The organism is Collimonas sp. (assembly GCF_039923675.1).
In the GTDB taxonomy this organism is placed as follows: domain Bacteria; phylum Pseudomonadota; class Gammaproteobacteria; order Burkholderiales; family Burkholderiaceae_D; genus Collimonas.
Map to the genome: position 1 here is coordinate 48,908 of NZ_JBDTCG010000007.1, position 24,005 is coordinate 72,912.

The following is a 24,005-nucleotide window of genomic DNA, read 5'->3' on the forward strand; positions in this document are numbered from 1 at the left end:
AAATCATTGCATGGCGAATACGCTGGCCGATTTCTTGTCGCGCCGCAGGAAATCCAGGCGATCCTGATCGAGCGTAATCCCCAAACCCGGCGTCGCCGGCAGCTGCAAACAAAAATCCTTGTACACCAGCGGCGTCTGCAGGATTTCCTCGGTCAATAATAATGGGCCGAACAATTCGGTGCCCCATGCCAGCGTTGAAAAACCGGCAAACAGCTGGGCCGAGGCCATGGTGCCGACCGCGCCTTCCAGCATGGTGCCGCCGTAAAGGTCGATATGCGCCGCCTCCGCAATCGCCGCCACCTGCCTCGCGCCTGCCAGGCCGCCAGACTGCGTGATCTTGACGGCGAACACGTCAACCGCGTGGTGGCGCGCCAATGCCATGGCGTCGAACGCGCCGTGCAGCGCTTCATCGGCCATCAAAGGAATACTGCTCTTTGCGCGCAGATGACGCATGCCATCGTGATTTTTTGCGGCAATCGGCTGCTCCACCAGATCGACTCCGGCCTGCGCCAGCAAGGCCATGCCCAGCATCGCTTCGGTTTCGCTCCAGGCCTGGTTGACGTCGACCCGGACACTTGCGCGGTCACCCAGTGCGCGCTTGATCGCCGCCACGTGCGCCACATCCTCGCGCACCGGCCGCAAGCCGATTTTCAGCTTGAAAATATTGTGGCGACGCAGGTCCAGCATCTTTTCCGCTTCAGCGATATCGCGTCCGGTATCGCCGCTGGCGAGGGTCCAGGCGACCGGCAGGGAATCTCGCAGGCGGCCGCCGAACAGTTCGCTAAGCGGCACGCCCAGGCGCCGGGCCTGGGCATCGAACAGGGCCGTCTCGACTGCGCATTTGGCAAAGCGGTTGCCCTGCACCGTACTGCGGATCAACGCCATTTGTTGCGCAATGCGACTGGCGTCATGTCCCATCAGCAGCGGTGCAATATAGGTATCGATATTGACCTTGATGCTCTCCGGGCTCTCGCCGCCGTAGGCCAGGCCGCCAATGGTGGTGGCCTCGCCCCAGCCGCTGACACCGTCGCTGCTATCAATGCGCAGCAGCACCAGAGTCTGGTGATGCATGGTCGCCATCGATAACCGGTGCGGCCGGATGGTCGGTACATCCACCAGCAGGACTTCTATTTTTTCAATTACAGGATTCATCATCGGGATCTCAGGTCGTGTCGCTCATCATAAAAATAAAGCCGCAACACTGTCCAAGACCGTTTTTGACGGCCTCCATACCTCCAAGGTATAGCGGAATGAGTTTGCAAAATACGGATAGTAAGCGCTCTCAAACATGCAAGCGGCGGCTATTTTGCGGCACTGGATTTGCCTACTATTAGTCAAGCAACGGCCCGCCGCCAATTGACAAAAATACCAAAGGAAAAATGATGGAAGAGACAATCATTCACAGCAAACCGTCCGGCTACGTCCCTTTAGTGCAGTTTCCGCGCAGCGATGGCTCGCGGACTCCCTACAAGGTATTCAGCTCGCAGGAAGTCTACGACCTGGAGCAGGAGCGGATCTTCCGCGGGCCGGTCTGGAGCTTTCTGGCGCTGGAAGCGGAGATTCCCGACAACGGCGACTTCAAGAGCACTTTCATAGGCGACACCCCGGTGGTGGTAACCCGCACCGAAGATGGCGCGCTAGCGGCCTGGGTCAACAAGTGCGCGCACCGCGGCGCCATGGTCTGCCGCACCCCGCGCGGCAACGCCAGCTCGCATAGCTGCGCCTATCACCAGTGGAGTTTCGATTCGCGCGGCAACCTGCTGGGTGTGCCGTTCCGGCGTGGCCAAAAAGGCATGAGCGGCATGCCCAAGGATTTCGATCCGAAGTGCCACGGTTTGCGCCAGTTGCGGGTAGACAGTTACCGCGGCCTGGTATTTGCCACCTTCAGCGAGATCGTCGAGCCCCTGGCCGACTATATCGGCGCTGAAATGCGGCCCTGGATCGACCGTATCTTCCACAAACCGATCGTCTACCTCGGTTGCACCCGCCAGTATTCGAAGTCGAACTGGAAGCTGTACCTGGAAAACGTCAAGGATCCGTATCACGCCAGCCTGCTGCATCTGTTCCACACCACTTTCAATATTTTCCGGGTCGGCATGAAGGCACGTTCTCTGGCCGACAAGCGCCATGGCTTGCACAGCATCATCACCGCCACCAAGAACGAAGTCGAAACCTCAGACGCCTATAAACAGCAGGCAATCCGTTCCTTTGACGAGGGCTTCACGCTGGAAGACGATTCCGTGCTGGGGCAGATCAAGGAATACGAGGAAATGACCACCAATCATATCCAGCCGATCTTTCCGCAACTGGTGGTGCAGCAAATCCACAACACGCTGGTGGCGCGTCAGCTGCTGCCGAAAGGGCCAAAGAATTTCGAGCTGATTTTCCACTTCTTCGGCTATGCCGACGATACGCCCGAACTGCGCGCCTTGCGCATCAAGCAAGCCAACCTGGTCGGGCCGGCTGGTTATATATCGATGGAAGATACCGAGGCGACCGAACTGGTGCAACGCGGCACCGCGCGCGATCCCGACGATTGCTCGGTGATGGAAATGGCGAAAGACGATCCGGAGCAGGAAGACACGCTGATCACCGAAGGCTTGATCCGCAAATTCTGGCTGGGGTATCAAAAACTGATGGGTTTCGACAAGGCGTAAATCATGGAAAATTCGATGGAAAAAATGCTGTTGTGGTTTGAATTACATCAGCTGCAGGAAGCCTATGTACACGCGCTGGACAACGACCGCCTGGAGGACTGGCCGGAATTCTTCATCGACGACTGCCTGTATGAAATCATCCCGCGTGAAAACGCCGATGCCGGCCTGCCGATCGGCATCATCTATTGCGACAGCAAACGCATGTTGCGCGACCGCGTGCTGTCCCTGCGCCATGCCAACATCTACGAAGCGCACAGCTACCGCCACATGACTTCCGGTCTGATGATCAAGCGCATCGACGCCGATACCGTCGAGACCGAATCCAGCTATGTGGTGATACAAACCCTGCAGGATGGCGAATCGCATGTGTACCAGGCCGGCCGTTACCTGGACCGGGTAGTCCGCACCGGCGCCGGCTGGCGCTATGCGAAACGGCGCGTGGTGTATGACACGCTGCGCGTGCAAACCCTGCTGGCCACACCGATTTGAGAGCGATCATGAGCGCATGGCACGATATCGGCACGGCCGATGATTTCAATGAAGATGAAGCGGTCGCGGTGATCGCCGGCGGCCAGCCGGTGGCGGTATTCCGCCTCGGCGAAGAACTGTTCGCACTGAGGGATTTATGCACGCATGGCAATGCCAGGCTGTCCGATGGCTATATCGAGGACGGTTGCATCGAATGTCCCTTGCACCAGGGCTTGTTCGACATCAAGAGCGGCGCGCCGCGCTGCGCGCCGGTGACCGAGGCGGTGCGCAGCTTCCCGGTGCGGGTGGTGGCCGGAAGGGTCGAGGTGGCGGTGGAAGTGAGCGCGGCGCCGCAATTGCCGCATGAGGCGGCAATCCGGCATTTGCAGGTGGTGGTTGAAGCGGTGGAACGGGCGGCGCCGGATGTCGCCGTCATCCGCCTGCGCGCCGACGATGCGGGAACAGCGGCGCTGGACTATATCGCCGGCCAGTATGTCGACGTCTTGCTGGCCGATGGCCAGCGGCGCAGCTATTCGATGGCGACCCCGGCCGGCGGCGGCCTGGAACTGCATGTGCGGCACTTGCCGGGCGGCGTGTTCAGCGACCAGGTGTTTTCCGGCTTGCGCGCCGGTGACAGACTCAAACTCGAAGGCCCGTGTGGCAGCTTCTTCCTGCGCGAGGGCGATCACCCAATCATCCTGCTGGCCAGCGGCACCGGCTTCGCGCCGATCAAGGCGCTGGTGGAAGATGCGATCCGCAACGGCAGTACCCGCAGCATGTGCTTGTACTGGGGCGGGCGCAAAAAACCCGATTTATACATGGACGGGCTATGCCGCGGCTGGGCCGAAAGCCTGCCTTGGTTCCGCTATGTGCCGGTATTGTCGGAGCCGGAGCTGGGACCACAGGGCGGATGGCAGGGCCGTACCGGCTTCGTCCACCTGACTGTCATGGAGGATCATCCGGACCTGTCGCAGCACCAGGTATATGCCTGCGGTGCGCCGGTGGTGGTGGAAGCGGCGCGACGCGATTTTGCCGCCAACTGCGGCTTGCCGGCCACGCATTTTTTTGCCGACGCCTTCCTGTCGAAAGCCGACAGCCGCCCATGAATGCGCTAACCGGCCCGATTCTGAAACTGGGCTGACAAGACCGCCTCAGTCTCAGTAAGCCACGGTAAAGCGTTGCTTCAGGTGCTTGGGCTGCTCGATTTCATCCAGCAAGGCAATCGCATAATCTTCCATCGAAATGTGGCTCTTTCCTTGCGCGTCTGCCATCAACTGGTTCTGGCCGACGCGGAATTTGCCGGTGCGTTCGCCCGGTGCAAACATGGCTGGCGGCGACAGGAAAGTCCAATCCACTGCAGTTTCCGTGCGCAGATCATCCAGGAACTGCTTGCCTGGCACGGCCTCCACTTTGTATTGGGCCGGAAAATCAGGGCTATCCAGCAAGGTCACGCCGGGTGCGGTTTCCAGGCTGGCAGCGCCGCCGACCACCAGCAAGCGCTTGACGCCCGCGCTTTTCACGGCTTGCAGCAGGGTCGGCGCTTTCAGCGTGCTGAATTTGGCTGAGCTGACCACCACATCGTGGTCGCGAATCAATGCAGCCAGTTGCTCAGGCTGAGTGGCGTCGCCCTGGCGCAGCTCGACGCCGGCAGGGGTTTTCGCCGGGTCTGCGGAACGGGCGATGCCGGTCACGCTATGGCCGCGCTGCAGCGCCTCGGCAGCGATCCGGGAACCGGCATTGCCGGTAGCGCCGATGATGGCAATCTTCATGATGGTTTCCTTTAAGTTGTGGCCGCGCTGCGTTGGCCTGGGTAGTTATTTAAAGTAACCAGTATAATTATTTGAAACTTAAGCGCAAGAAGGCACTTTGATGAACGATAGGAACATGCAGGTAACCACTCTCCCCGCAACCTTGCCGGCGGCACGCGGCAGAGGCCGGCCCGGGGCCCGCGAAGACTTGCCCTGCCCGATCCGCGATGTACTGGACCGTATCGGCGATGCCTGGAGCGTGTTGGTGCTCACTACGCTCGAGCCCGGCCCTGCGCGCTTTAACCAGTTGCGGCGTCAGGTTGGCGGCATTTCGCAACGGATGCTGACGGTGACTTTGCGTCATCTGGAGCGCGACGGCCTGGTCTCGCGCACGGTGATCCCGAGCACGCCGCCGCAGGTGGAATATGCGCTCACCGGATTAGGGCGCTCGCTTTGCATGCCGCTCAAGGTACTAGCCGACTGGGCCTGCAGCCATCAGACGGTGATCCGCGGCGCACGGCGGCAATATGATATGGCTGATAGCTGAATCCTTCCCACTTACTGCAACGGCAGATTTGCGGGAAGGCGCAGGTTGCAATCAGTTTCCCAGCTTAGCAACCGGCTCCGGACAGCGCCAAGCGGCGGCTGGAAGACCAGTCAGCCAGCCGTACATGGTCGCGGATGCTGGCGCACGCCTCCAAGATGCGCTGGATTTCGACCTCGGTCAATCCGGAATTAAGCGTCAGCCGCACCAGAGCACGATTTTTTGGCGTTGCCGGCGCACAGAATACGGCGCCGTAAATACCCTCCGCCTCCAGCGCCTTGCGCGCGATCTGAGTCATTGGCTCGGAACCGGCTTCGAGCGCAATGATCTGTTCGCTACCGTCGCTGACGTTATAACCCAACGCGCTCAGCGCAGAACGAATGCGGCGCGAATTACGGTGCAGAGCAGTACGCCGGTCATCGGCGCGACGGATAAAATCGAGCGCAGCATCGAACCAGGCCAATTCGTGGCCAAGCAGACAAGAGCTGAAAATGGCGGGCCTGGAAGTCGACAGGAAATAGCCTTTGAACTTGCTGGAGCAGGTAATGAATCCGGCCCGTCCGCCAAATGCCTTGGCAAGCGAGGCGGTACGGAAGTGCACACGGTCGGACAATCCCAGATCCGCCACCAGACCGGCGCCGGCAGGCCCATGCGTGCCGAGCGAATGCGACTCATCTACCACCAGGATACAGCCGCTCTCCTCGGCCACCGCCAATACTTCCGATAAAGGACAGAGGCTGCCGTTGGTGCTGTACAGGGCGTCGACCACGATAACTCCGATACCGTGTTTGCGCACCTGGCGCCGCAAGTGGTCGACATCGTTGTGCAAGAACGGCACCGCCCGCGCCTGCGCAGCCTGCACGCCTTCCCATAACGACGCATGCGCCTGCATGTCCAGATACACCGGCACGCCGGGACCGGCAATGGTTTGCAGCAGACCGACATTCGCGCTCCAGCCTGACTGCGTGACCAGGCCGTCTTCGGCGCCCATGAAATCCGCCAGTTTTTTTTCCAGACACGGCTGCGCGCTACCTTCGCGGACGAACACCGTGGACATCAGCAAATCCGCCTCGCCATATTTGAGACGCGCCGCCTGCGCCTCGATCAGGGCTGGCTCGGCGGCGATGCATAAATAATCGTTGCTGGATAAGTAAATGGCGTCAGGACCAGGAGCGCTCCAGTGCAACAGGTGCTCGCCGCCCCATAGTTTTTCGAAGCGTTCTTGATAATATTCATCCAGCCGGACAGAAACGAAGGCTGGAAGACGCTGCTCCGCAGCCAAATTGAGCGGTTCGTGATAGCTTGCTGTTAGTGACATGATTTTCCCCCTATACTTTCAGATGAAATGCCAAACAGAGCTGCCAGGTCCCTGTCTGGAACGTGGAACCAGGTAACACGCGTGTGTGCAGAATTCCGTGAGCCGCCGTTACCTCTTCAAATTATCGTATGGAAATTTGACATGCCAAATATCCGATTCCCATGATCGAAAACATTATTAGTTGGAAAAGCGAGCGCTGGCAGGCTTGGGAGCGCGCAACCAGCCGCTGGTGGCTGAGCATTAACAGGCAATATAATCAGACCGTCAATCGCCTGATCATCCTGGCATGGATCGCAGTCGTCGGCATGCCTCTTTACTATGTCGTCTGGAGCTATTGGTTTCCCCAGCCGTATGAAAACCTCGGCTTGCGCATATTGGGCGTAGTCCTGTGCGCGCCGATTATCCTGACACGCCGCCTGCCTCAGAAGAAATGGCTGGCTGCCTACTTTTTTGTCTGCCTGACTTACGGGTTGCCGTTTTTCTTCACTTTCATGTTCCTGATGAATAATGGCTCGCCGGTCTGGAGCGAATCGCTCCTGATCGCGCTGATCATCTTGTTTTACTTCGATACCACGGTCGCCTTCCTGGCGTATGTCGTCGGCAGCGGATTGGCGGTCCTGGTCTATCTATTGGTCAACGGCAGCAACATGCCGCAGATGCAGCAGATATTGGAACAGTTGCCAATCCAGATTTTTGCCATCATTACCGTATCGCTGGCCAAGGTCGGCAGAAAAGTATTGGCCCAGGAAAAACTGGCAGGCATGGCGACCGCCCTGGCGACGGTGTCGCACGAATTGCGTACGCCCTTGCGCAGCATCAATGCCAATGCCCGCGGCCTGAGCCGTCTGCTGCAGGAAAATGCATTACCGAGCTCGCCCAGCCAGGTACCCATGGAAAAAGCCCTGGCCAGAATCGAATTCGAGGTGCGGCACATGAACAACGTCATCGACCTGTTCCTGCTAAGCGCCTCTACCGGCCGGGAAAACCTGATCGCCACGGATATAGTATCGATGGCGGCGGCAGTCGACCTGATGATGCAGCGCTATCCATTCGTCAATCAGGAACAGCGCGACCTGGTCGCCATCACCATCCATTCCGATTTTCGCTTGCTCGGTCAGACCGAACTCTGCTCGATGGTCCTGATCAATTTATTACGTAATGCGCTGACGTCCATCCAGCGCATAGGAAAAGGCCGCATACGGATCGTGCTGGACGGCGCCCGGGCGCGGCCAAGGCTGCTGTTCATCGACACCGGCAGCGGCATCGAAGCAGGCCGCACAGAACAGATTTTCGAGCGCTTCTATGCCTATCCCGAACACAACGGCACCGGCATCGGGCTGGCGTTTTGCAAAGATGTACTGAGCGCCTGGGGCGCTCGCATACGGGTGGTTTCGCGGCCGCTGGGCTATACGATTTTTGTCTTGGAATTTCCACCTATAGTGCAACAAAAAGCGGCAGAGGTGCGCTCTCTGTTAAATTAGCAGTCTTACCTAATCGAGCGCAACTAAAGTCATTGCGCCTGCAATGCGCCAACATGAACATTTCATTACCTGTTTATCAACATCCCACTTTGACTATCCTGATCGACGATAGCCAGAGTTTCCTCGACAGCCTGGCTTTCCAGCTGCCGCCGCAGATGGCGCGCAAGGTTTTCCACGATACCCAGGCCGCCCTGGAATGGCTGCGTGACGCCTATCGCCATTCGCCCAGCAAGAGCCAGTCGATCCGGGTAAATTATGACGAACAAAGCGTTTCCTTCGATCGCCGTACGGTAGCGGTCGATATCGACCAGATCTACCGGCAGTCGATGAACCGCCGCCGTTTCATGCTGCCGTCGGTGCTGGTGATCGACTATGCGATGCCGCAGATGAACGGCCTGGCGTTTTGCCAGGCAGTCCAGGACCTGCCCTGTAAAAAGATCCTGTTTACCGGCCAGGCGGACGAAAAAATCGCCATCGAGGCGTTCAACCGCGGCCTGATAGACCGTTTTATCAAGAAAGGCGACCATGACGCCCTCGATCACCTGGAAGCGGAAATCCGCACCCTGCAGAAAGAATTCTTCCATGCCCAGTCGCTGACGCTGAAAGACCTGCTGTCGCGCCATTCCTACACTTTCCTGTCGGACCCGGCGCTGGAAGCGCTGGTCGAACAACTTTGCAAACGGCATGGCTTTGTCGAGTATTATTTGTTTCCTAACCCGACCGGTATCCTGTTCTTTGATATCCAGGGCAAGGCGACGCTGATGGTGGTGGAAACCGAGGCCAGCCTGATGTCGCAGCTGGAGGTGGCGCAAGACTATGGCGCGCCGCTGGAATTGCTGACCGGCTTGCGGGAAATGCGGCTGGTGCCGTTCTTTTCCGACAGCGGCGGCATGTACACCGACGCCTTGCGCCACGATTGGATATCATATTGTCTGCCGGCGCAGATTTGTTTTGGGACGCAAGACTATTATTGGGCGCTGTTTGATTTCCCGGCACACTATATGCGCGAGTCTTTTTATTCGTTCGCGGAGTTTTTGCGCGATCAATCCGCTGACGTAAAATCATAACCGAAGAAAATCCCATGCTGCGAAGCGAAGCCGCTCCCCGATTATCCTCACCCGATCTGCTGGTGATCGCGCAAGCGCCCGACTGGGAACAATTGCGCGTGCGCGCCCAGCGTCTGCTGGCGCAGCTCGGCATCTGCGATTTCATGCTGAAGATGGACGTCACCGGCGCCAACGGCGCCTCGCTGGTGCAAATGTTCGGCACCCTGCCCGGCGCCACCCTGCAACTGTTCAACCAGCCGGCAGACGACAAGACCGATCCCGTCCAGCAGCACTTGGCCCGCTCCTGCCTGCCGCTCAACTGGCAAGTGGAGCAACTCTGTCTGCTGCACGGCGGCCAGATCTACCCGCTGCTGAAAACCATGGGCATCACCCAGGGCATGAGCCTGGCGCTGCACACCAGGCAATCGGTGAACCGCCTCGATTTTTACTGCAACGCGACGCCGCCGTTGGCGCTGACCGCCGGCGCCCAGGCCGACGCCCTGCTGCTCGGCCTGTATCTGCAAGAAGCCGCTGAACTGCTGTGGCGTAAAGCCACGCCGAACCAGGAATCGCTGTTGTCTGCGCGCGAACTGGAATGCCTGCGCTGGAGCGCCGACGGCAAGACCAGCAGCGAAATCGGCCTGATCCTGGGGATATCCCAGCGCACCGTGTATTTCCACATGAAGAACGTGGCGATGAAACTGGGCGTCTACAGCACCCGGCATGCGATCAGCCGGGCGGTCATGATGGGTATTATCAAACCCAATAATTAACATGGCACGCAAGTAACGGCATTTCGCATTGATGGCTTGACCATCGCAGGTATGGCATTGCTGTGGGCCCTGCTCTCCTTGTATCTCAGCCGCGCTCACGCACACTACAAGTCGCAGGAGCTATCGCGGCCGGCTGCTTGATTTCCATATCCGGTTCAGACTGCATTTATTGCTGCTCGAAGAAGTGTCTCTCGGCCAGCACGCTGAGATTGCCGCCTAACTGCGCGTTGCGGAACGGCGCTTGCACCATCAGCTCTTGCGACGGCGCGGTCAGTTCCGGCGCCGTCTGGCGATAGAATGCGATCCAGCCGATGATGCCGCCTTTCGGTATTTCTTGCCGGACTCCGGTTTTCTCGACGAACCATGCCGGATCGTCGATGCCGCTCAAGACCAGCTGCGCCAGCTTCTGCAGCCGCTTGTGGCGGCGCTGATACCAGTCGTCATGGTCGAGCCGCGACAGTTCCGCCATCATCACCAGCGGCGCCAGCGCGTAATTATGATAAGCCAGCGCCCGGCCGGCGCGATTCAGCTCGAGCGGCAAGCTGCCGTCGTCGCCGATGTCGTTCAGCGCGCTGTCATAGATCTTGCTGGCGGCGTTGATATAGCGCGCATCGCCGGTGGCGACCCCGGTCGCCATTACCGCCAAGCCTACCCAGTAATAGTGATTATTGCGCTTGTGCCTGGGATCATCGAAGAAGGCCAGCGCCGCATCTGCCAGCGGCGGCAGCCAGTCCTCGATATGCGCGCGTTGCGCCGGCTCGGCCAGCGGCCGCAATTTGATATAGGCCAGCGCCACCCCGGCCAAGGTCCATTTACGTTCGTACTGGGCTTGGCTGCTGACCACCTTGCCCAGCATCGCACCATCCACGGCCCAGCGATCCAGCCATTTCAATGCGCATTGGCCGGCGGCGGTATCGCCACTGGCGATGTAGCGGTCGGCGTTGGCGCTGACGTTCGCCAGGTAATCGCTGAACGGTTTGACTGCGGCTTCGTTCTTGGCCTTAAGTACCGGATCGATGATGGAATAATGCGCATCCGAGTAGTAACCGTTTGCTTCGATATCACGCAAGCCTGCGGGCGCCTCGGGACAGGCGGCGAAGACGCTGCCGCTGCACAGGCACAGGCACAGGCACAGCGGCAGGATCAGTTGGAATAGTCGGCGCGGCATGCGGCTTCCTCAAATGTGCGTGGGTATTAACGATGTAGCGCCGACGCTTTCAGAACAATATCGGCGCACACCGGAATTTAATCACAGGCGCACGCTGCCTACCGCCGATGTATCTTCTTGTTGCAATTTTATGGCGCCATGCCGGTGCAGGACGACAGTATCGCGACCAGTGCGGATTGATAGCGGACCTCGCTGCTTAGCTGCTGGCGGTCGATGCCTTGGTCGGCGGCGTGCGCCGCTATGCATGCCTCCTGCGCGGTGGACATATCGGGTGCGGCCAACAGATAACCAGCGATGCCAAGCAGCAGGAGCGCAAGGATAAAGGCCGCGAGTGTTGCCAATGCTGCGAAACGGCGCGTGGGTTTCTGCGAAATTTCCGATATGGCTGGCATGGCGGCTCCTGGTTGAAAAGAAGTTAGCTAAACAACTAAATGGTGAAAAATAATGCGCCGGGCTGGCGCATTCACTTCTCTGTCGATCGGCATTGCCTCAGCCGATGCTTTCCCGGATACCACGCAGGGCCGCGATCGAACCATCAAAGCGGTCGCCGCCGATCCGGGCCCGCAAACGTTGCGCCATCTCAGCGCTGACGGCATTGATCGGCACATCCAGCGCCAGCGCGGCGGCGGTGGGGAAAATATTCCATTCGCGGCCATCATCGGCCGAGGGACGGCGTTCGATCAAATCCTTGCTCAGCAAGGCATCCAGCAAACGGGTCGCGGTGGGCCTGGCGATACCGAAGACATCGGCCACTTCGCTGCTCAGCAATCCAGGCCGCCGCAACACGGCGCGCAGCACAAAGCCCTGCGGCGCCGTCAGGTCGAAGGGCTGGTAAGCGGCATTCCACTCACGCTCGACGATGCGCGCCAGCGCGGTGGTGTTGAAATAGAGGCAGTGATCAAACATGGAACAAGTGTAGGTAAATATGATTAGCTAGGCAACTATTATTTTATGGCGTTATGTTGTTTTTGTCTTTTTTGTGCGCTAAGTGCTTGCTGTTTTGGCATTTGACCACTACATTGATAACAACGAACATTCGGTACAAATCACCATGTCCACTCCTGCACTTACCCGCGACGAAGTCATCGAACGCATCCTGGCCGCTTTCCGCCGCTTCGGCTACGAGGGCAGCAGCCTGTCGCGCCTGTCGGACGCCACCGGCCTGGGCCGCTCCAGTTTGTACCATTACTTTCCAAACGGCAAAGAAGATATGGCCAGCGCGGCCATGGCGGCGGTCGGCGCCTGGGTCACCCACAATGTGCTGCCCACATTGGCCGGCGAGGGATTACCGGCTGTCCGCGCGCAGCAGTTCGCCGCCAAGCTGGCAGAATTTTACGCTAACGGCATGACGCCTTGCCTGACCGATGTCTTCACCATCGGCGAGGCGGGCGCATTGTTCCAGCAGCATCTGGGCAGCCGCATGCGCAACTTGATGGCCTTGCTGGCCGCGCTGGCGGAGGATGCCGGCATCGATAAGGTCGACGCTGCCATCCGTGCCGAAAATGCCGTGATAGCGATCCAAGGCTCGCTAGTGGTGTCGCGCGCCTTAGGCAGCAATGGCCCCTTCATGCGGATGGTTGAAAACTTCCCGAATATCCTGCTGGGCGCACCCGCCTGACTTTCCACGTCGGCTTAAACAACGGTTTCGCAGGTTTTTACTTGACAGGATAGTGCTGGCTTTGTATTGTACCGATTGTTCGGTACGGGAACGTGCTTCATACTCTTTGGCGTTTGTGCCGCATTTTGTCAGCGCCCAATTAAATCCCATCAGGAGATTCGCCATGTCAGCCACTCGTCCAAGCCAGCCCCTCCGCCTTTATCGCTCCCCGTTTTCGGGCCACGCCCACCGCGTCGAGCTGTTCCTGTCGCTATTGGACTTACCGTTTGAAATGATCGACGTCAACCTGGGCGCCGGCGATCAGAAAAAGCCGGAATTCCTGGCGAAAAACCCGTTTGGCCAGGTGCCGGTGATTGAAGACGGCACGGTCACGCTGGCGGATTCGAACGCCATCCTGGTCTACCTGGCGAGTCGATACGGCGATGCCAGCTGGCTGCCGCGCGATCCGCTCGGCGCCGCCGGCGTGCAACGCTTCCTGTCCCTGGCAGCCGGCGAAATTTTCCGCGGCCCGGCCAGCGCCCGTATGGTCGCCTTGTTTGGCGCGCCGCTAGACCGCGAAGCCGCGTGCGCCACCGCCGCCCAGCTATTCGGCATACTGGAGCCGCATCTGGCCGGCCAGTCATTCCTGACCGGGTCTCAGGTGACGATCGCCGACGTTGCCGCATACAGCTACATCGCCCATGCGCCGGAGGGCGGCATTGCGCTCGACGGCTACCCGCATATCCGCCGCTGGCTACGTCGGATTGAAGCGCTGCCGGGCTTTGTCGCCATGCGCGCCAACCAGCCATTGGCCGCATAAGTACGCGAGACCTGAGGCGGTCGCCCAGGTCGCTCAACCATGTGATGAGGTAAGCAATCATGATCAATCCCGAAACAACTGGCGCAGGCGCCGGAAAATCGGTGTTCCATCGCGGGGAACAGGCGGTGCAGCAGCGCGCCGGCGTGCTGGAAAAAATGGCGTCGCGCAGCCAGTTCATCCGCAGCAGCATGCCCGACCAGCATCGCGAATTCTTCAGCCAGTTACCGTTCATGATCGTCGGCAGCCTCGATCAACAACAACAGCCGTGGGCATCGATCGTGACCGGTGCGCCCGGCTTCGTGACGTCGCCGGATGCCGAGCATCTGGAAGTGCACCCGCATCTGCTGGCGGCCGACCCGCTGCAGCAAACGCTGGCCGGCAACGCCGCTATCGGCTTGCTGGGCATCGAGCCGCATACCCGGCGTCGCAACCGCATGAATGGCAGGATTGAAAAACTGAGTGCGGATAGCTGGACCTTGAAAGTCGAACAGAGCTTCGGCAACTGTCCCAAGTACATCCAGGCGCGCCGGCCCAGCCTGGTCGACAGCGCCGGTGCGGCGGCGCCGCCGGTCCATCGCGCCGACGAGCTCGACGATGCCATGCGCGATCTGATCGGGGCGGCGGATACTTTCTTCATCGCCACCGCCTACCTGGGTGATAAATCCGTGGCTGCCGGCGCGGGGCAGGGCGACGGCGTCGACGTTTCGCATCGCGGCGGCAAGCCGGGATTTGTCCGCATCGACGATGCGAAGACGCTGACCGTGCCGGATTTCGTCGGCAATTTTTATTTCAATACCATCGGCAACCTGGTCGAATATCCACGCGCCGGCTTGCTGTTCATCGATTTCGTCAGTGGCGATCTGCTGTATCTGGCGGTGACTGCAGAGCTGATCTGGGACGGCCCGGAAGTGGCCGCATTCAAGGGAGCGGAGCGCTTGCTGCGCTTTCATGTTGAACAGGCGATACGTGTAGAGGCCTCGCTGCCGTTGCGTTGGAGCGCCGCAGAGCAATCGCCCTTCCTGGCGCCCATGGGTTCCTGGTAACAACGTAAGAAAGCCGGCGGCCTTTTGCAAGGCCGCCGGCTTTCTTTGTTCGCGAATTTTACTTCAGCGATTACTCCAACGATTACTCCTGAGGCACCGGCGTCAAGGCGCCAGTCAGATCGCCCATCGGCTTGCCGCCGTTGGCCACCAGCGCCTTGTCGCGCGCGATGATACCCGCCAGCACCGGCAACGAATAGCGATGCGTGATGAAACGCAGGATCGACGCCGTATCGTACTGGGTGTGATCGACAAAGCCCTTTTTCGCGTACGGCGACACCAGCAGTGTCGGCAGGCGCGTGCCCGGGCCCCAGCGGTCGCCCTTAGGCGGCGCGACGTGATCCCAGAAACCACCGTTTTCATCGTAAGTCACGACAATCAGCATGTGCTTCCACTGCGGGCTGGCTTGCAATTTGGCGATGACATCAGCGATATGCGCATCGCCGTCAGCGACGCTGGCATAGCCTGGGTGCTGGTTCAGGTTACCTTGTGGTTTGTAAAACGCCACCGCAGGCAATTTACCGGCCGCCGCATCTTGCAGGAACGAGGCGTCGAAATCCTTCAGATGGCTGGCGCGTTCGGCTGCGCCGGTGGCTGTCGCCGGATCGAAACGGCTGTAGTAGTTGAACGGCTGGTGATGCGGCTGGAACTGGATCTTGCCGCTATAAATGACGCTGCGGCTGGCGTTCGGCGCATCTGCCAATGCGGCGTTCCAGGCGCCGGCATACCAGGCCCAGTTGATGCCCTTGGCGCTCAGTTGATCACCGATGGTGGTTTGCGATTGCGTCGGCAAGGTGGTGGCCTTGCTCGGATCGGCGTAGGCAGCCACGGCGGCCACGTTGTTGCCGCTAGGCTGGTACGGCGGCTGCATGGTGTTGACGGCATAGAACATGCCGGCCGCATCTTTCGGCGTGATGGTGCTGTCCTTTTGATAGGCCGGGGCGCCGTTCAGCACCGACGTCGGGCTGCCGGTACCTGGTGTCAAGCCGATCAGGTTACCGTTGGCATCCAGATTGACGGCCGAGATGCTGTTCTTGGCCGGCGATGTTGCAGCGTCGGCGTTCGGATAGGTCGGCGCGCATGCGCAGATCAGGTACTGGTGGGTCAGGAAAGAACCGCCAAAAGCGCCCATGAAGAAATTATCTGCCAGCGTGTATTGCTTGGCGATATTCCATAACTTCATTTTGCTGCCGTCGTAGTAACCCATGCTGAGGCCACCGGCGTCGGAGTAAGCGGTGAATTTATCGTTCTTGCCACCGTTGATCTGCATCTGGTTATTGTAGAAACGATGCACCAGGTCGCGCGTGATGACCGCCGACGGCATATAGATCGGGCTGTTGACGTCGTCGATCTGGAACGGCTTGTTGGGCAGATTGGCTGATTGCGCCTGGGTGATGACCGTGCTCTGGCCGGCCAGAGTCATGCCGCCCCAGGTCGGCGGCAGGACGGGCAGGGTGCTGCCGTCGAAATCCTTCTGCGGGACGTAGGCCGAAGCCGAGCTTGGATTCACGCCGGGAATACCGTTCGCGCCCGGGAACAAGCCGTACAAATTGTCGAAACCGCGGTTTTCCGCAAAGATCACGACCACGTTCTGGATGTTGTTCATCGCCAGCGCGCTCCCCAACGCCTGGCTCAGATCAACCGTACCGCCTTGCGCCAAGGCGCTGGCGATGGCGGCATTGACTGCCGCGGCTTCCGCTTTCAGCAGAGCCAGGTCGTTACCGCCAAGCTTGTTGATATCGGCCAGCAGATTGGCTTCGGCGGTACCGATTTTGGCGGCCAGCTTCTTGCTGGCATCGGCGAAATTCCCGCCGTTAGCGTCCATGGCGGCTGCCAGTTCGGTAGAAATCGCGCTGACATAGGCGCTGCGGCCGGAAGGCGCGCGGAACACCAGTTTTTGGGCGACGGCAGTGCCTTTGTCGCCTAGCACTTCATGATGGATCGCGCCGGTGTCGATGGTGGCCACGACGGCGCCCTGGCCGCGCAGCGCGTAAGAACCGTCGGCGCCGGTCTTGACTACCGGCGATGCGGAATCGCAAGTCGCCTTCTTGATTTTGTCTTCAAAACACACTTGTGCATTTTCGTAGTAGCTGCCGGTCACCTGGCCGCTGGTGACAGCGCCGGTATCGCCGCCAATCGATCCACCGCCGCCACCGCCGCATGCGCTCAAGCTCACCGATAATGCCACAGTCAATGTCACTACAGTCACTGTAGCCGCCGTCGCCGGCAGCCATGTTGTGGTCCGCGTCATAACCCCTCCCCGGGTGATAAAAGACGCAATCCTATGCTTCGAATATTTCAACTGTGTGAAATACTGGCGTTCAATTAATATTTATTTTTTTGCAAAAATGCGTCATCGTTTTGTCACAGAGCAGTGCTAGTCTTGCCGGTCGAATAACAACAATGAACAGCGCTTGCGGCAGCTTCGTCACTATCTCGCTTTCCAGCCATTACCATGAAACCAGCGGTCATTGCACTCCTGAGCGGCCTCGGCGCGCTCTTCATGAACGGCTGCGGCCAGCAGCATGCCGATGCCGTCACCACAGCGGCAGCCACAGTGGCACAGCCGGCAGCGCCGGCCTATGTCGGCGCGACTTACGCGCCGACGCTGAAAAAGCAGCCATTGGTCGCCGCCATGACCGCGCTCGGCCGCACCATGTTTTCCGATCCGTCGCTGTCGGCCTCGGGCAAGATGTCTTGCGCCACCTGCCACAGTCCCGAGCATGCCTTCGGGCCGCCAAACAACCTGGCGGTGCAACTGGGCGGCAAGCAGATGGACATTCTCGGTACCCGCGCGGTGCCATCGCTGCGCTACATACAGAACGTACCGGCGTTCACCGAACACTTCTTCGATGACGACGGCGACGACAGCATCGATGCCGGCCCGACCGGCGGTCATAATTGGGACGGCCGCGCGCCGTCGACCCATGATCAGGCGCGGATTCCCTTGTTGTCGGCGCATGAGATGGGTAATACCGGTCCGGCCGAAGTGGTCGAAAAGCTAAAGAAAGCGCCTTACGCCGCGCAGTTCCGCGAGACCTTCGGCGAAGATATTTTCGACAGCCAGGAACAAGCTTTCAAATGGACTTTGATGGCACTGGAGGTATTCCAGGAAAGCCCGACCGAGTTTTATCCTTACAACAGTAAATACGACGCCTTTTTGCGCCGGCAAACCCAGCTCAGCAAACAAGAGCTACGCGGCCTGCAGCTGTTCAACAATCCCGCCAAAGGCAATTGCGCCTCTTGCCACATCAGCGAAATTACACCCAGCGGCGCGTTCCCGCAATTTACCGATTACGGCCTGATCGCCATCGGCGTGCCACGCAACACACATATCCCGGCCAACGCCGATCCGGCATATTACGACATGGGTCTGTGCGGCCCGGACCGCACCGACCTGAAAGACAAGACCGAGTATTGCGGCCTGTTCAAGACACCGTCCTTGCGCAATGTGGCCACGCGCAAAGTCTTTTTCCATAACGGCAGTTTCACCAGCCTGGAACAGGTGATGAAATTCTATGTGCAGCGCGATACCCAGCCGCAGAAATGGTATCCGAAGGGTAAAGACGGTAAAGTGCAAAAATATGACGATCTGCCCGAGGCATATCGCGGCAATGTCAACGCAGAAGCGCCGTTTGATCGCAAACCTGGCGACCGGCCGGCGTTGACGGACGGCGAAATCAAGGACGTCATCGCCTTTCTCAAAACTCTGAACGACGGCTACCGGCCATAGTAGAGCCTCGAAAAAAAGCCCATGGCATGGGCTTCTTGTAACGCACTGCGATATTTATTTCTTGGATTTTTTCGCAGGTTTGGTCTTGCCGCCTACGGCCTTGGCGCCACTCACGCTCTTGGCGCCTTTATCGCCGCCTGCGCTTTTCTCGAACAGCGTATAAAATTCCAGCGCCAGCTTGCGAATCGCCGTTCCGATGTTGGCGTAATCATATTCGTTCAGGTTCGCCAAGGAGACCCGCGCCGATGCATGCGCCGTGCCAAAGCCACGTCCCGGCAACAGGATGACACCGGTTTCTTCCGCCAGCCGGAACAGCGCTTCATTCGGCTTCAGATGCTTGACCATCCACTTGGCGAATGGCGCGCTGTACATCTGCGTGGCCAGGGTTTCCAGATCCAGCAGATGGTAATAGCTGACCGAATCCGGATCCAGCGGTAGCGGCAAACCCAGCGCCCGGTACAATGCTTCCTTGCGGCGCAAGACGATGCGCTTCATCGATTTCTTGTAGTTCTGCGGTTCATCCATCAGCGAATACAGAGAAAACAAGGTCATCTGCGCCTGCACCGGCGTCGAGACGCCTGCGGTGTGGTTGAGGGCGACGGTGCGGCTGTCGGCCACCAGGCGGTCGATGAATTTCAGGGCGCGCGGCTCGGTGGTGATCGAGTTGTAGCGCTGATCCAGTTCCTTGCGGCGGGCTTCCGGCAGAGCGGCGATTTTGTCGTCGAGGATATTTTTTTCGTGGGTGGCGACCACGCCCATGCGCCAGCCGGTCGCGCCGAAATATTTCGAGAACGAATACACGAGGATGGTGTTGTACGGACAGATCGCAAACAGCGAGACGAAATTGTCGGCGAAGGTACCGTAGACGTCATCGGTGAGAATGATCAGGTCCGGCCGTTTCTTGATAATCTCGGCGATATAGCCCAGGGTTTCGTCGTTGATCTTGACCGATGGCGGATTGCTCGGGTTGACCAGGAAGAAGGCCTTGACCTTGGGGTCCAGCAGCTTGTCCAGTTCCTTTTTGGTGAACTGCCAGTTGTTCTCCGGCGGGGCATCGATCAGCAGCTCGACCAGCTGGTAATCGTTAAGATGCGGAATCTCGATGTAGGGCGTGAAGATCGGCATGCCGAGCGCGATGGTGTCGCCGGCCTTGAGGATATGGTTTTCGCGCAGGCTGTTGAAGATGTAAGTCATGGCGGCGGTGCCGCCTTCGACCGCATACATGTCGAAATTGCCGACGAACGGGTGGTCGCCGATCATCTCGCGGTGGATGTATTGGCCGACGATCTTTTCACTCAGGCGCAGCATGCGGTCCGGCACCGGATAATTGCAGCCGAGGATGGCTTCGCACATTTCATAAATGAAAGCGCCGGCCGACAGGCCCAGCTGGTCGCGTACATACGACACCGCTGCTTCGATGAAACGGATACCCTCGACGCCTTGATTGGCCTTGGTGAAAATTTCGAAACGCGCTTCGATGCCATCGCGCTGCGGGAAACCGCCGACGCCATCCATATAGATATAGGAACGCTCGGCTTCGCTCATGGCAAACAAGCCGAACTGGAAGAAGCCGTGGCGTGGCGTAGTCGCCAGGAAATTCGGATTGCCGCGGCCGGCGTTCAACATCGAACGGTCGCTTTTCGAGGCAACCTGGATCAATGCATCTTTCAATTCAAACGGGCTTAGCAGCGCGAGTTTGTCTGGGTTACTGAAATCCATTTCCGATACTCCTTATTGATGTGTGTGAGTCCGCCGCAGCGGACCCGGATTGATGCACAAACTATGACGATGACGGTGGAATCAAACCAGCGCCACGATCAACGGCCCCAGCAAGGTCAGGAACACATTGGCCAGCGCATAGGTGATGGCGAAAGGCACGGTCGGGATCGAATTTTCCGCCTTGTCCAGCACTTCGCCGAACGCCGGATTAGCGCTGCGCGAACCGCTCAGGGCGCCGGCGAATATCGCCGTATTGTCGTAGCCCAGCACGTAACGGCCGATCAGCATGGTCAAAATCATCGGCAAAATGGTCACCACCATGCCGACGCCGAAGATGGTGAAGCCCTGCTGTTTGACGGTCTGCACCGCCTGCAAGCCCGACGACAAGCCGACCACCACCACAAAACCGGCGAGACCGAGATCTTTCAGGATCTGCACCGCCGCCACCGGCATGGCGCCGAAGGACTGGTGCTTGGAACGGAACCAGCCAAACAGCAAGCCAGAGAGCAGGGCGCCGCCGCCGCTGCCCAGGGTCAGCGGAATCGAACCGACCTTGGCCACCAGCAGGCCCGCCAGCAAACCCACCACCAGGCCGGCGCCAAGATAGACGAAATCGGTTTTGGCGGTTGGCAGCAGCACATAGCCGACGATATCGGCGACCCGCTTGACGTCTTGTTCGGCGCCATAGATAGACACCACGTCCCCCACTTGCACGATGGTTTCCGGCTGCATCGGCAGCACCTGGCCCATGCGGCCAAGCTGCACCACATAGATGCCATGGCGGACTTTGCCAGCGGTCTGGGTGCGGATTTCCGCCACGCTCTTGTTATGGAATTCCTTGTTGGTCAGCACCACTTCGCGATGCTGCATGGTCAGTTCCATGCCTTCCACCGCATACACTTCCTTGCCGAGAAAACCGGAAGTGCTTACCACCGCCTCACGGCGGCCGACCACCAGCACGATGTCATGCGGCTGCAGCAGCAGTTGCGGGTTGACTTCGATTACCTGGTTGCCACGCTTGACGCGTTCAATCGTGACGGCGGTAGCCGGATCCAGATTTTCCACTTCTTCGACCGAGATCTTGCCCTGCGTGACTTCGTACAGGCGGCCGACCAGTTCCGGCAAAGCCGCATGCTGTTCCGGCCCCAGCACCTTGACCCCGGCCTGCATGGCGGTCTCGGCCTTGATCGCATCTTCGCGAATTGTCCGTCCCATCAGCTTCGGCAGGATATTCACGCAGACGATGATGGCGCCGAAGGAGCCGAACACATAGGTCACGGCATAGCCGACTGCGACATTGCCTTGCAAGCGCGCCACTTCGGCCGCTCCCAGCCCGAGCTTGGTGATGGCGTCGCCGGCGGTGCCGATGATCGCCGACTGCGTCAGGCCGCCGGCCGCGATGCCCGCCGCCAGTCCTTTGTCCAGACCGAACAGGCGCGCCATGATGACCACTGTCGCCAGCCCGGTGATCGCCAGGATTGCCGCCAGGATGATTTCGCGGATCGATTGCTTGCCAAGGGAATTGAAAAATTGCGGGCCGCTTTCATAGCCGACCGCATAGATGAACAGCGCGAACAAGACTGCCTTGACGCCCGGATCGACCTGCACCCCGACCTGGCTCACCAGCACCGCCACCAGCAGCGAGCCGGCGACGCCGCCGAGCTGGAACTTGCCGAACTTGAGCTTGCCGATGTAGTAGCCGACTGCCAGTGACAGAAACAGCGCTATCTCGGGAGATTTCTTGAAGAGGTCATGCAACCATTCCATAACGGGCAACCTTTCATGATGAGTGGTGAAAATTGAAATTGCGAATGGAAACCGCAAAATGAAATTGCGTTTTGATAAGTTGTCAAAAAGTATTTTCATCATAGCAGAATTGCCATTTCCGAAAAGCAAATCATCAGCCTCCAAAAGGTGAAACGGATCTTATTCGCGCGGTATTTGCGCCAGATCAATTTCACTCCACAATGAAATTGACGCCATCAAACTACTTCATCACCGGTTTCTTCGCCAGCCGCGGCTGCAAGGTGCGGCGATGCATGTTCAAGGCGCGCGCGTTGGACGACACATTGCCTTGAAGCTGAGCCACTACGTACTGGATATGCTGCGGCGGGTAAACACAGGTCAGCACGGAATAACCGGCAAACGCATACAGCGACAGCACGAACGCCAGACATCATGGCAGGATCGCAGCGGCGACCGCCAAGGCAGGCAGGAGGAAGGAGATGAAGGGATTGATGGCGCCGCCGGAAAAATACCGCAGCAAGGACAGGCTGTTGACATTCACCAGCAACTGCGCGATGACGGCGATTCAGCGCATGCCTGTCAGGCGGCTGAGGATCTGCTGCTGAGGCAGGGGGCTGAAAATCGGGGGAAGGTCCATTGCCGGATTATATCCTTGCCGGCGCCGGACCTAGACGGGTTGCCATCTCCTCAGGCAACCATCAGTTCTTCATCGAACTCGGTCTGGCGCCATGCATCCAGCTCTTGCATGCGGTTGAACCAGGCTTGCAGATGGCGGTATTGCTCCAAGGGCGCCCGGCCCGGGCCAGCCGCCATCAGTGGCGCGGCGATGGCGATGTCGGCCAGCGTCAGTCCGTCGCCGCAGACCCACTGGCGGCGCGCCAGATGGCCGTCCAGCACGGTGGCGAACGATTCCAGGTCGACCGCGCCGCGCCTGAGCTCCACCTGGTCTGGCTGGCCGGCGCCGATCAGTCCCTTGATGAAATTTTCCCAGTAAAAAATCGCGATCGCCGGCGCCAGGTGCTGAGCCGACCAGAACATCCAGCGGTTGACGTCGGCCCGCGCCCGCAATTCAGTAGGATAGACGGCCTGGCCCGGGGTCTTGTCGGCCAGGTATTGCATGATCGCGCAGGATTCCCACAGGATGAAATCGCCATCCACCAGCACCGGGATTTTCTCGTTCGGATTGATGCTCAGCAGGTGTTTGCGCTGGTCGCCGCTGGAGAGGTCCAGCAGCACCAGCTCCACCGGTTGCTGCAAGTGATGCGCAGTCATGACGGCGCGGCGGGCGTTCGATGAAATCGGATGATGATAGAGGCGCATGATGAAATCTCCCGGGGTGGTTGAAGCGATGAAGCATCTTAGTCCCGGGCTGCTGACAGTCTGTGTCAGTAGTGTTATGACAAGTGATTTTTACCGGTCTTCGGTGAACGGATTTTCACGCCGCCAGGTCTGCAGCAGCACGCTGCGGTGTTCGGGATAGCGCTGCCTGGTGGCTGTCAGCTGGTTGATCCGGTCGCAGCGGAAATGGCGGAAGCCGCTGCGCAGTTCGCACCAGCCGATCACCAGCCGCTTGCCCTCGAAAAAAGCCAGCGCAATCGGCCAGATCAGGCGTTCGGTGGCGCTGCCGCGTTCGTCACGATAACTGATGCTGAGCTTGTGCTGACGCCGGATCGCCTCGCGGATCGGCCCCAACGCGAGATTATTGACCGGCTCCTGAGCGAAACTGGCGGCCCACAAACCCATGTTCGCCATGTTGTCGCGCAGGTCGGCAGGGGAAGCAGTGGCGATTTTGCTGAGCGCATTGGCGGCGGCTTGCGTCAGACCGGCGTCACCCTGGCGCTGGACCCAGCGCGCGCCCAGCACCAACGCTTCCAACTCATCCTCGCTGAACATCAGCGGCGGCAGGAAAAATCCGGAACGCAGTACATAGCCGAGTCCGGCTTCACCTTCCAGTGGCGCGCCGAGTTCTACCAAGGTTTGCACATCGCGATAGATGGTGCGCACCGAGACCGACAAATCCTCGGCCAGGCGGGCCGCAGTGACCGGCCGCCGATAGCTGCGCAATGCATCCATCAGCATGAATAAGCGTCCGGTACGACTTGCTGCCTGTGCCAATATCGCCTCCTGATATCCCGTCGCGCCGCCAG

Annotated in this window: 22 protein-coding genes and 1 pseudogene; 11 read left to right on the forward strand and 12 right to left on the reverse strand. The window is 59.3% G+C overall.

Annotated elements, in window-relative coordinates; all coding sequences use genetic code 11:
* Nucleotides 1–3 precede the first annotated feature (3 nt).
* A complete protein-coding gene (locus ABI171_RS01280) occupies nt 4–1,155 on the reverse strand; it encodes a muconate/chloromuconate family cycloisomerase (protein ID WP_348090818.1) in 1,152 nt (383 codons plus the stop codon).
* 227 nt (nt 1,156–1,382) lie between these two features.
* Here ABI171_RS01280 and andAc point away from each other — a divergent pair, with 227 nt between their 5' ends.
* The 3 genes from andAc to andAb are packed head-to-tail and all read left to right on the forward strand — an operon-like array spanning nt 1,383 to nt 4,231.
* Nucleotides 1,383–2,657: an anthranilate 1,2-dioxygenase large subunit AndAc gene (gene andAc / locus ABI171_RS01285; RefSeq protein WP_348090819.1), complete on the forward strand. Its 1,275-nt coding sequence runs from the start codon at nt 1,383–1,385 to the stop codon at nt 2,655–2,657.
* 3 nt (nt 2,658–2,660) lie between these two features.
* Nucleotides 2,661–3,146, forward strand: coding sequence for an anthranilate 1,2-dioxygenase small subunit AndAd (gene andAd, locus ABI171_RS01290; RefSeq protein ID WP_348090820.1), 486 nt, complete (start codon nt 2,661–2,663; stop codon nt 3,144–3,146).
* An 8-nt stretch (nt 3,147–3,154) separates the two neighbouring features.
* Nucleotides 3,155–4,231 (forward strand): anthranilate 1,2-dioxygenase ferredoxin subunit AndAb, encoded by a 1,077-nt coding sequence (gene andAb, locus ABI171_RS01295; RefSeq protein ID WP_348090821.1) that lies wholly within the window; start codon nt 3,155–3,157, stop codon nt 4,229–4,231.
* Between the two features lie 51 nt (nt 4,232–4,282).
* On the opposite strand, the gene ABI171_RS01300 is transcribed toward andAb, so the two are convergent.
* Complete coding sequence (locus ABI171_RS01300; protein WP_348090822.1) at nt 4,283–4,894, reverse strand: NAD(P)-dependent oxidoreductase; 612 nt, start codon at nt 4,892–4,894, stop codon at nt 4,283–4,285.
* Between the two features lie 100 nt (nt 4,895–4,994).
* Between ABI171_RS01300 and ABI171_RS01305 the strand changes: the two genes are divergently transcribed.
* Nucleotides 4,995–5,420, forward strand: a complete 426-nt coding sequence (locus ABI171_RS01305; protein ID WP_348090823.1) for a helix-turn-helix domain-containing protein — start codon at nt 4,995–4,997, stop codon at nt 5,418–5,420.
* 64 nt (nt 5,421–5,484) lie between these two features.
* Here ABI171_RS01305 and cqsA read toward each other — a convergent pair whose 3' ends face one another.
* Nucleotides 5,485–6,735, reverse strand: coding sequence for an alpha-hydroxyketone-type quorum-sensing autoinducer synthase (gene cqsA, locus ABI171_RS01310; protein ID WP_348090824.1), 1,251 nt, complete (start codon nt 6,733–6,735; stop codon nt 5,485–5,487).
* 161 nt (nt 6,736–6,896) lie between these two features.
* On the opposite strand from cqsA, the gene ABI171_RS01315 reads away from it, so the two are divergent.
* Genes ABI171_RS01315 through ABI171_RS01325 form a run of 3 tightly spaced genes read left to right on the forward strand, consistent with a single transcriptional unit; the run spans nt 6,897 to nt 10,035 of the window.
* Nucleotides 6,897–8,216 (forward strand): HAMP domain-containing sensor histidine kinase, encoded by a 1,320-nt coding sequence (locus ABI171_RS01315; protein ID WP_348090825.1) that lies wholly within the window; start codon nt 6,897–6,899, stop codon nt 8,214–8,216.
* A 53-nt stretch (nt 8,217–8,269) separates the two neighbouring features.
* Entirely contained in the window at nt 8,270–9,283 is a 1,014-nt protein-coding gene (locus ABI171_RS01320; protein ID WP_348090826.1) for a response regulator, read from the forward strand.
* A gap of 14 nt (nt 9,284–9,297) precedes the next feature.
* The gene (locus ABI171_RS01325) at nt 9,298–10,035 is read left to right on the forward strand and encodes a LuxR C-terminal-related transcriptional regulator (RefSeq protein WP_348090827.1); all 738 of its coding nucleotides are present in this window, start codon (nt 9,298–9,300) and stop codon (nt 10,033–10,035) included.
* Between the two features lie 166 nt (nt 10,036–10,201).
* Here the strand turns inward: ABI171_RS01325 and ABI171_RS01330 are convergent, their stop codons facing one another.
* The 3 genes from ABI171_RS01330 to ABI171_RS01340 form a co-directional block, all read right to left on the reverse strand.
* Nucleotides 10,202–11,203, reverse strand: coding sequence for an alginate lyase family protein (locus tag ABI171_RS01330; RefSeq protein ID WP_348090828.1), 1,002 nt, complete (start codon nt 11,201–11,203; stop codon nt 10,202–10,204).
* Nucleotides 11,204–11,331: 128 nt separating this feature from the next.
* Nucleotides 11,332–11,595 (reverse strand): hypothetical protein, encoded by a 264-nt coding sequence (locus ABI171_RS01335; RefSeq protein WP_348090829.1) that lies wholly within the window; start codon nt 11,593–11,595, stop codon nt 11,332–11,334.
* Nucleotides 11,596–11,692: 97 nt separating this feature from the next.
* Nucleotides 11,693–12,109, reverse strand: coding sequence for a MarR family transcriptional regulator (locus tag ABI171_RS01340; protein WP_348090830.1), 417 nt, complete (start codon nt 12,107–12,109; stop codon nt 11,693–11,695).
* 145 nt (nt 12,110–12,254) lie between these two features.
* On the opposite strand from ABI171_RS01340, the gene ABI171_RS01345 reads away from it, so the two are divergent.
* The 3 genes from ABI171_RS01345 to ABI171_RS01355 all read left to right on the forward strand — a co-directional run bounded on the left by ABI171_RS01345 (nt 12,255) and on the right by ABI171_RS01355 (nt 14,663).
* Nucleotides 12,255–12,821: a TetR/AcrR family transcriptional regulator gene (locus ABI171_RS01345; protein ID WP_348090831.1), complete on the forward strand. Its 567-nt coding sequence runs from the start codon at nt 12,255–12,257 to the stop codon at nt 12,819–12,821.
* 163 nt (nt 12,822–12,984) lie between these two features.
* Nucleotides 12,985–13,620, forward strand: a complete 636-nt coding sequence (locus tag ABI171_RS01350; protein WP_348090832.1) for a glutathione S-transferase — start codon at nt 12,985–12,987, stop codon at nt 13,618–13,620.
* 59 nt (nt 13,621–13,679) lie between these two features.
* Nucleotides 13,680–14,663 (forward strand): pyridoxamine 5'-phosphate oxidase family protein, encoded by a 984-nt coding sequence (locus ABI171_RS01355; protein WP_348090833.1) that lies wholly within the window; start codon nt 13,680–13,682, stop codon nt 14,661–14,663.
* 82 nt (nt 14,664–14,745) lie between these two features.
* On the opposite strand, the gene acpA is transcribed toward ABI171_RS01355, so the two are convergent.
* On the reverse strand, nt 14,746–16,911 hold the full coding sequence (gene acpA / locus ABI171_RS01360; protein ID WP_348090834.1) for an acid phosphatase: 2,166 nt from the start codon (nt 16,909–16,911) through the stop codon (nt 14,746–14,748).
* 204 nt (nt 16,912–17,115) lie between these two features.
* Here acpA and ABI171_RS01365 point away from each other — a divergent pair, with 204 nt between their 5' ends.
* Nucleotides 17,116–18,393, forward strand: a complete 1,278-nt coding sequence (locus tag ABI171_RS01365) for a cytochrome-c peroxidase (RefSeq protein WP_348090835.1) — start codon at nt 17,116–17,118, stop codon at nt 18,391–18,393.
* 54 nt (nt 18,394–18,447) lie between these two features.
* On the opposite strand, the gene ABI171_RS01370 is transcribed toward ABI171_RS01365, so the two are convergent.
* The 5 genes and pseudogenes from ABI171_RS01370 to ABI171_RS01390 form a co-directional block, all read right to left on the reverse strand.
* Nucleotides 18,448–20,112, reverse strand: coding sequence for a bifunctional aspartate transaminase/aspartate 4-decarboxylase (locus ABI171_RS01370; protein WP_348090836.1), 1,665 nt, complete (start codon nt 20,110–20,112; stop codon nt 18,448–18,450).
* Between the two features lie 81 nt (nt 20,113–20,193).
* The gene (aspT, locus tag ABI171_RS01375) at nt 20,194–21,879 is read right to left on the reverse strand and encodes an aspartate-alanine antiporter (protein WP_348090837.1); all 1,686 of its coding nucleotides are present in this window, start codon (nt 21,877–21,879) and stop codon (nt 20,194–20,196) included.
* A 220-nt stretch (nt 21,880–22,099) separates the two neighbouring features.
* Nucleotides 22,100–22,219, reverse strand: a pseudogene (locus ABI171_RS01380) (helix-turn-helix domain-containing protein); the annotation flags it as partial.
* A 326-nt stretch (nt 22,220–22,545) separates the two neighbouring features.
* Nucleotides 22,546–23,178, reverse strand: a complete 633-nt coding sequence (locus ABI171_RS01385; RefSeq protein WP_348090838.1) for a glutathione S-transferase family protein — start codon at nt 23,176–23,178, stop codon at nt 22,546–22,548.
* Between the two features lie 90 nt (nt 23,179–23,268).
* The gene (locus ABI171_RS01390; RefSeq protein ID WP_348090839.1) at nt 23,269–23,973 is read right to left on the reverse strand and encodes a YafY family protein; all 705 of its coding nucleotides are present in this window, start codon (nt 23,971–23,973) and stop codon (nt 23,269–23,271) included.
* Nucleotides 23,974–24,005: the final 32 nt, after the last annotated feature.

Bases quoted from the DNA above. Each gene is read 5' to 3' on its own strand.
- ABI171_RS01280 (WP_348090818.1), bottom strand. From the start codon at position 1,155: ATGATGAATCCTGTAATTGAAAAAATAGAAGTCCTGCTGGTGGATGTA.
- andAc (WP_348090819.1), top strand. From the start codon at position 1,383: ATGGAAGAGACAATCATTCACAGCAAACCGTCCGGCTACGTCCCTTTA.
- andAd (WP_348090820.1), top strand. From the start codon at position 2,661: ATGGAAAATTCGATGGAAAAAATGCTGTTGTGGTTTGAATTACATCAG.
- andAb (WP_348090821.1), top strand. From the start codon at position 3,155: ATGAGCGCATGGCACGATATCGGCACGGCCGATGATTTCAATGAAGAT.
- ABI171_RS01300 (WP_348090822.1), bottom strand. From the start codon at position 4,894: ATGAAGATTGCCATCATCGGCGCTACCGGCAATGCCGGTTCCCGGATC.
- ABI171_RS01305 (WP_348090823.1), top strand. From the start codon at position 4,995: ATGAACGATAGGAACATGCAGGTAACCACTCTCCCCGCAACCTTGCCG.
- cqsA (WP_348090824.1), bottom strand. From the start codon at position 6,735: ATGTCACTAACAGCAAGCTATCACGAACCGCTCAATTTGGCTGCGGAG.
- ABI171_RS01315 (WP_348090825.1), top strand. From the start codon at position 6,897: ATGATCGAAAACATTATTAGTTGGAAAAGCGAGCGCTGGCAGGCTTGG.
- ABI171_RS01320 (WP_348090826.1), top strand. From the start codon at position 8,270: ATGAACATTTCATTACCTGTTTATCAACATCCCACTTTGACTATCCTG.
- ABI171_RS01325 (WP_348090827.1), top strand. From the start codon at position 9,298: ATGCTGCGAAGCGAAGCCGCTCCCCGATTATCCTCACCCGATCTGCTG.
- ABI171_RS01330 (WP_348090828.1), bottom strand. From the start codon at position 11,203: ATGCCGCGCCGACTATTCCAACTGATCCTGCCGCTGTGCCTGTGCCTG.
- ABI171_RS01335 (WP_348090829.1), bottom strand. From the start codon at position 11,595: ATGCCAGCCATATCGGAAATTTCGCAGAAACCCACGCGCCGTTTCGCA.
- ABI171_RS01340 (WP_348090830.1), bottom strand. From the start codon at position 12,109: ATGTTTGATCACTGCCTCTATTTCAACACCACCGCGCTGGCGCGCATC.
- ABI171_RS01345 (WP_348090831.1), top strand. From the start codon at position 12,255: ATGTCCACTCCTGCACTTACCCGCGACGAAGTCATCGAACGCATCCTG.
- ABI171_RS01350 (WP_348090832.1), top strand. From the start codon at position 12,985: ATGTCAGCCACTCGTCCAAGCCAGCCCCTCCGCCTTTATCGCTCCCCG.
- ABI171_RS01355 (WP_348090833.1), top strand. From the start codon at position 13,680: ATGATCAATCCCGAAACAACTGGCGCAGGCGCCGGAAAATCGGTGTTC.
- acpA (WP_348090834.1), bottom strand. From the start codon at position 16,911: ATGACGCGGACCACAACATGGCTGCCGGCGACGGCGGCTACAGTGACT.
- ABI171_RS01365 (WP_348090835.1), top strand. From the start codon at position 17,116: ATGAAACCAGCGGTCATTGCACTCCTGAGCGGCCTCGGCGCGCTCTTC.
- ABI171_RS01370 (WP_348090836.1), bottom strand. From the start codon at position 20,112: ATGGATTTCAGTAACCCAGACAAACTCGCGCTGCTAAGCCCGTTTGAA.
- aspT (WP_348090837.1), bottom strand. From the start codon at position 21,879: ATGGAATGGTTGCATGACCTCTTCAAGAAATCTCCCGAGATAGCGCTG.
- ABI171_RS01385 (WP_348090838.1), bottom strand. From the start codon at position 23,178: ATGCGCCTCTATCATCATCCGATTTCATCGAACGCCCGCCGCGCCGTC.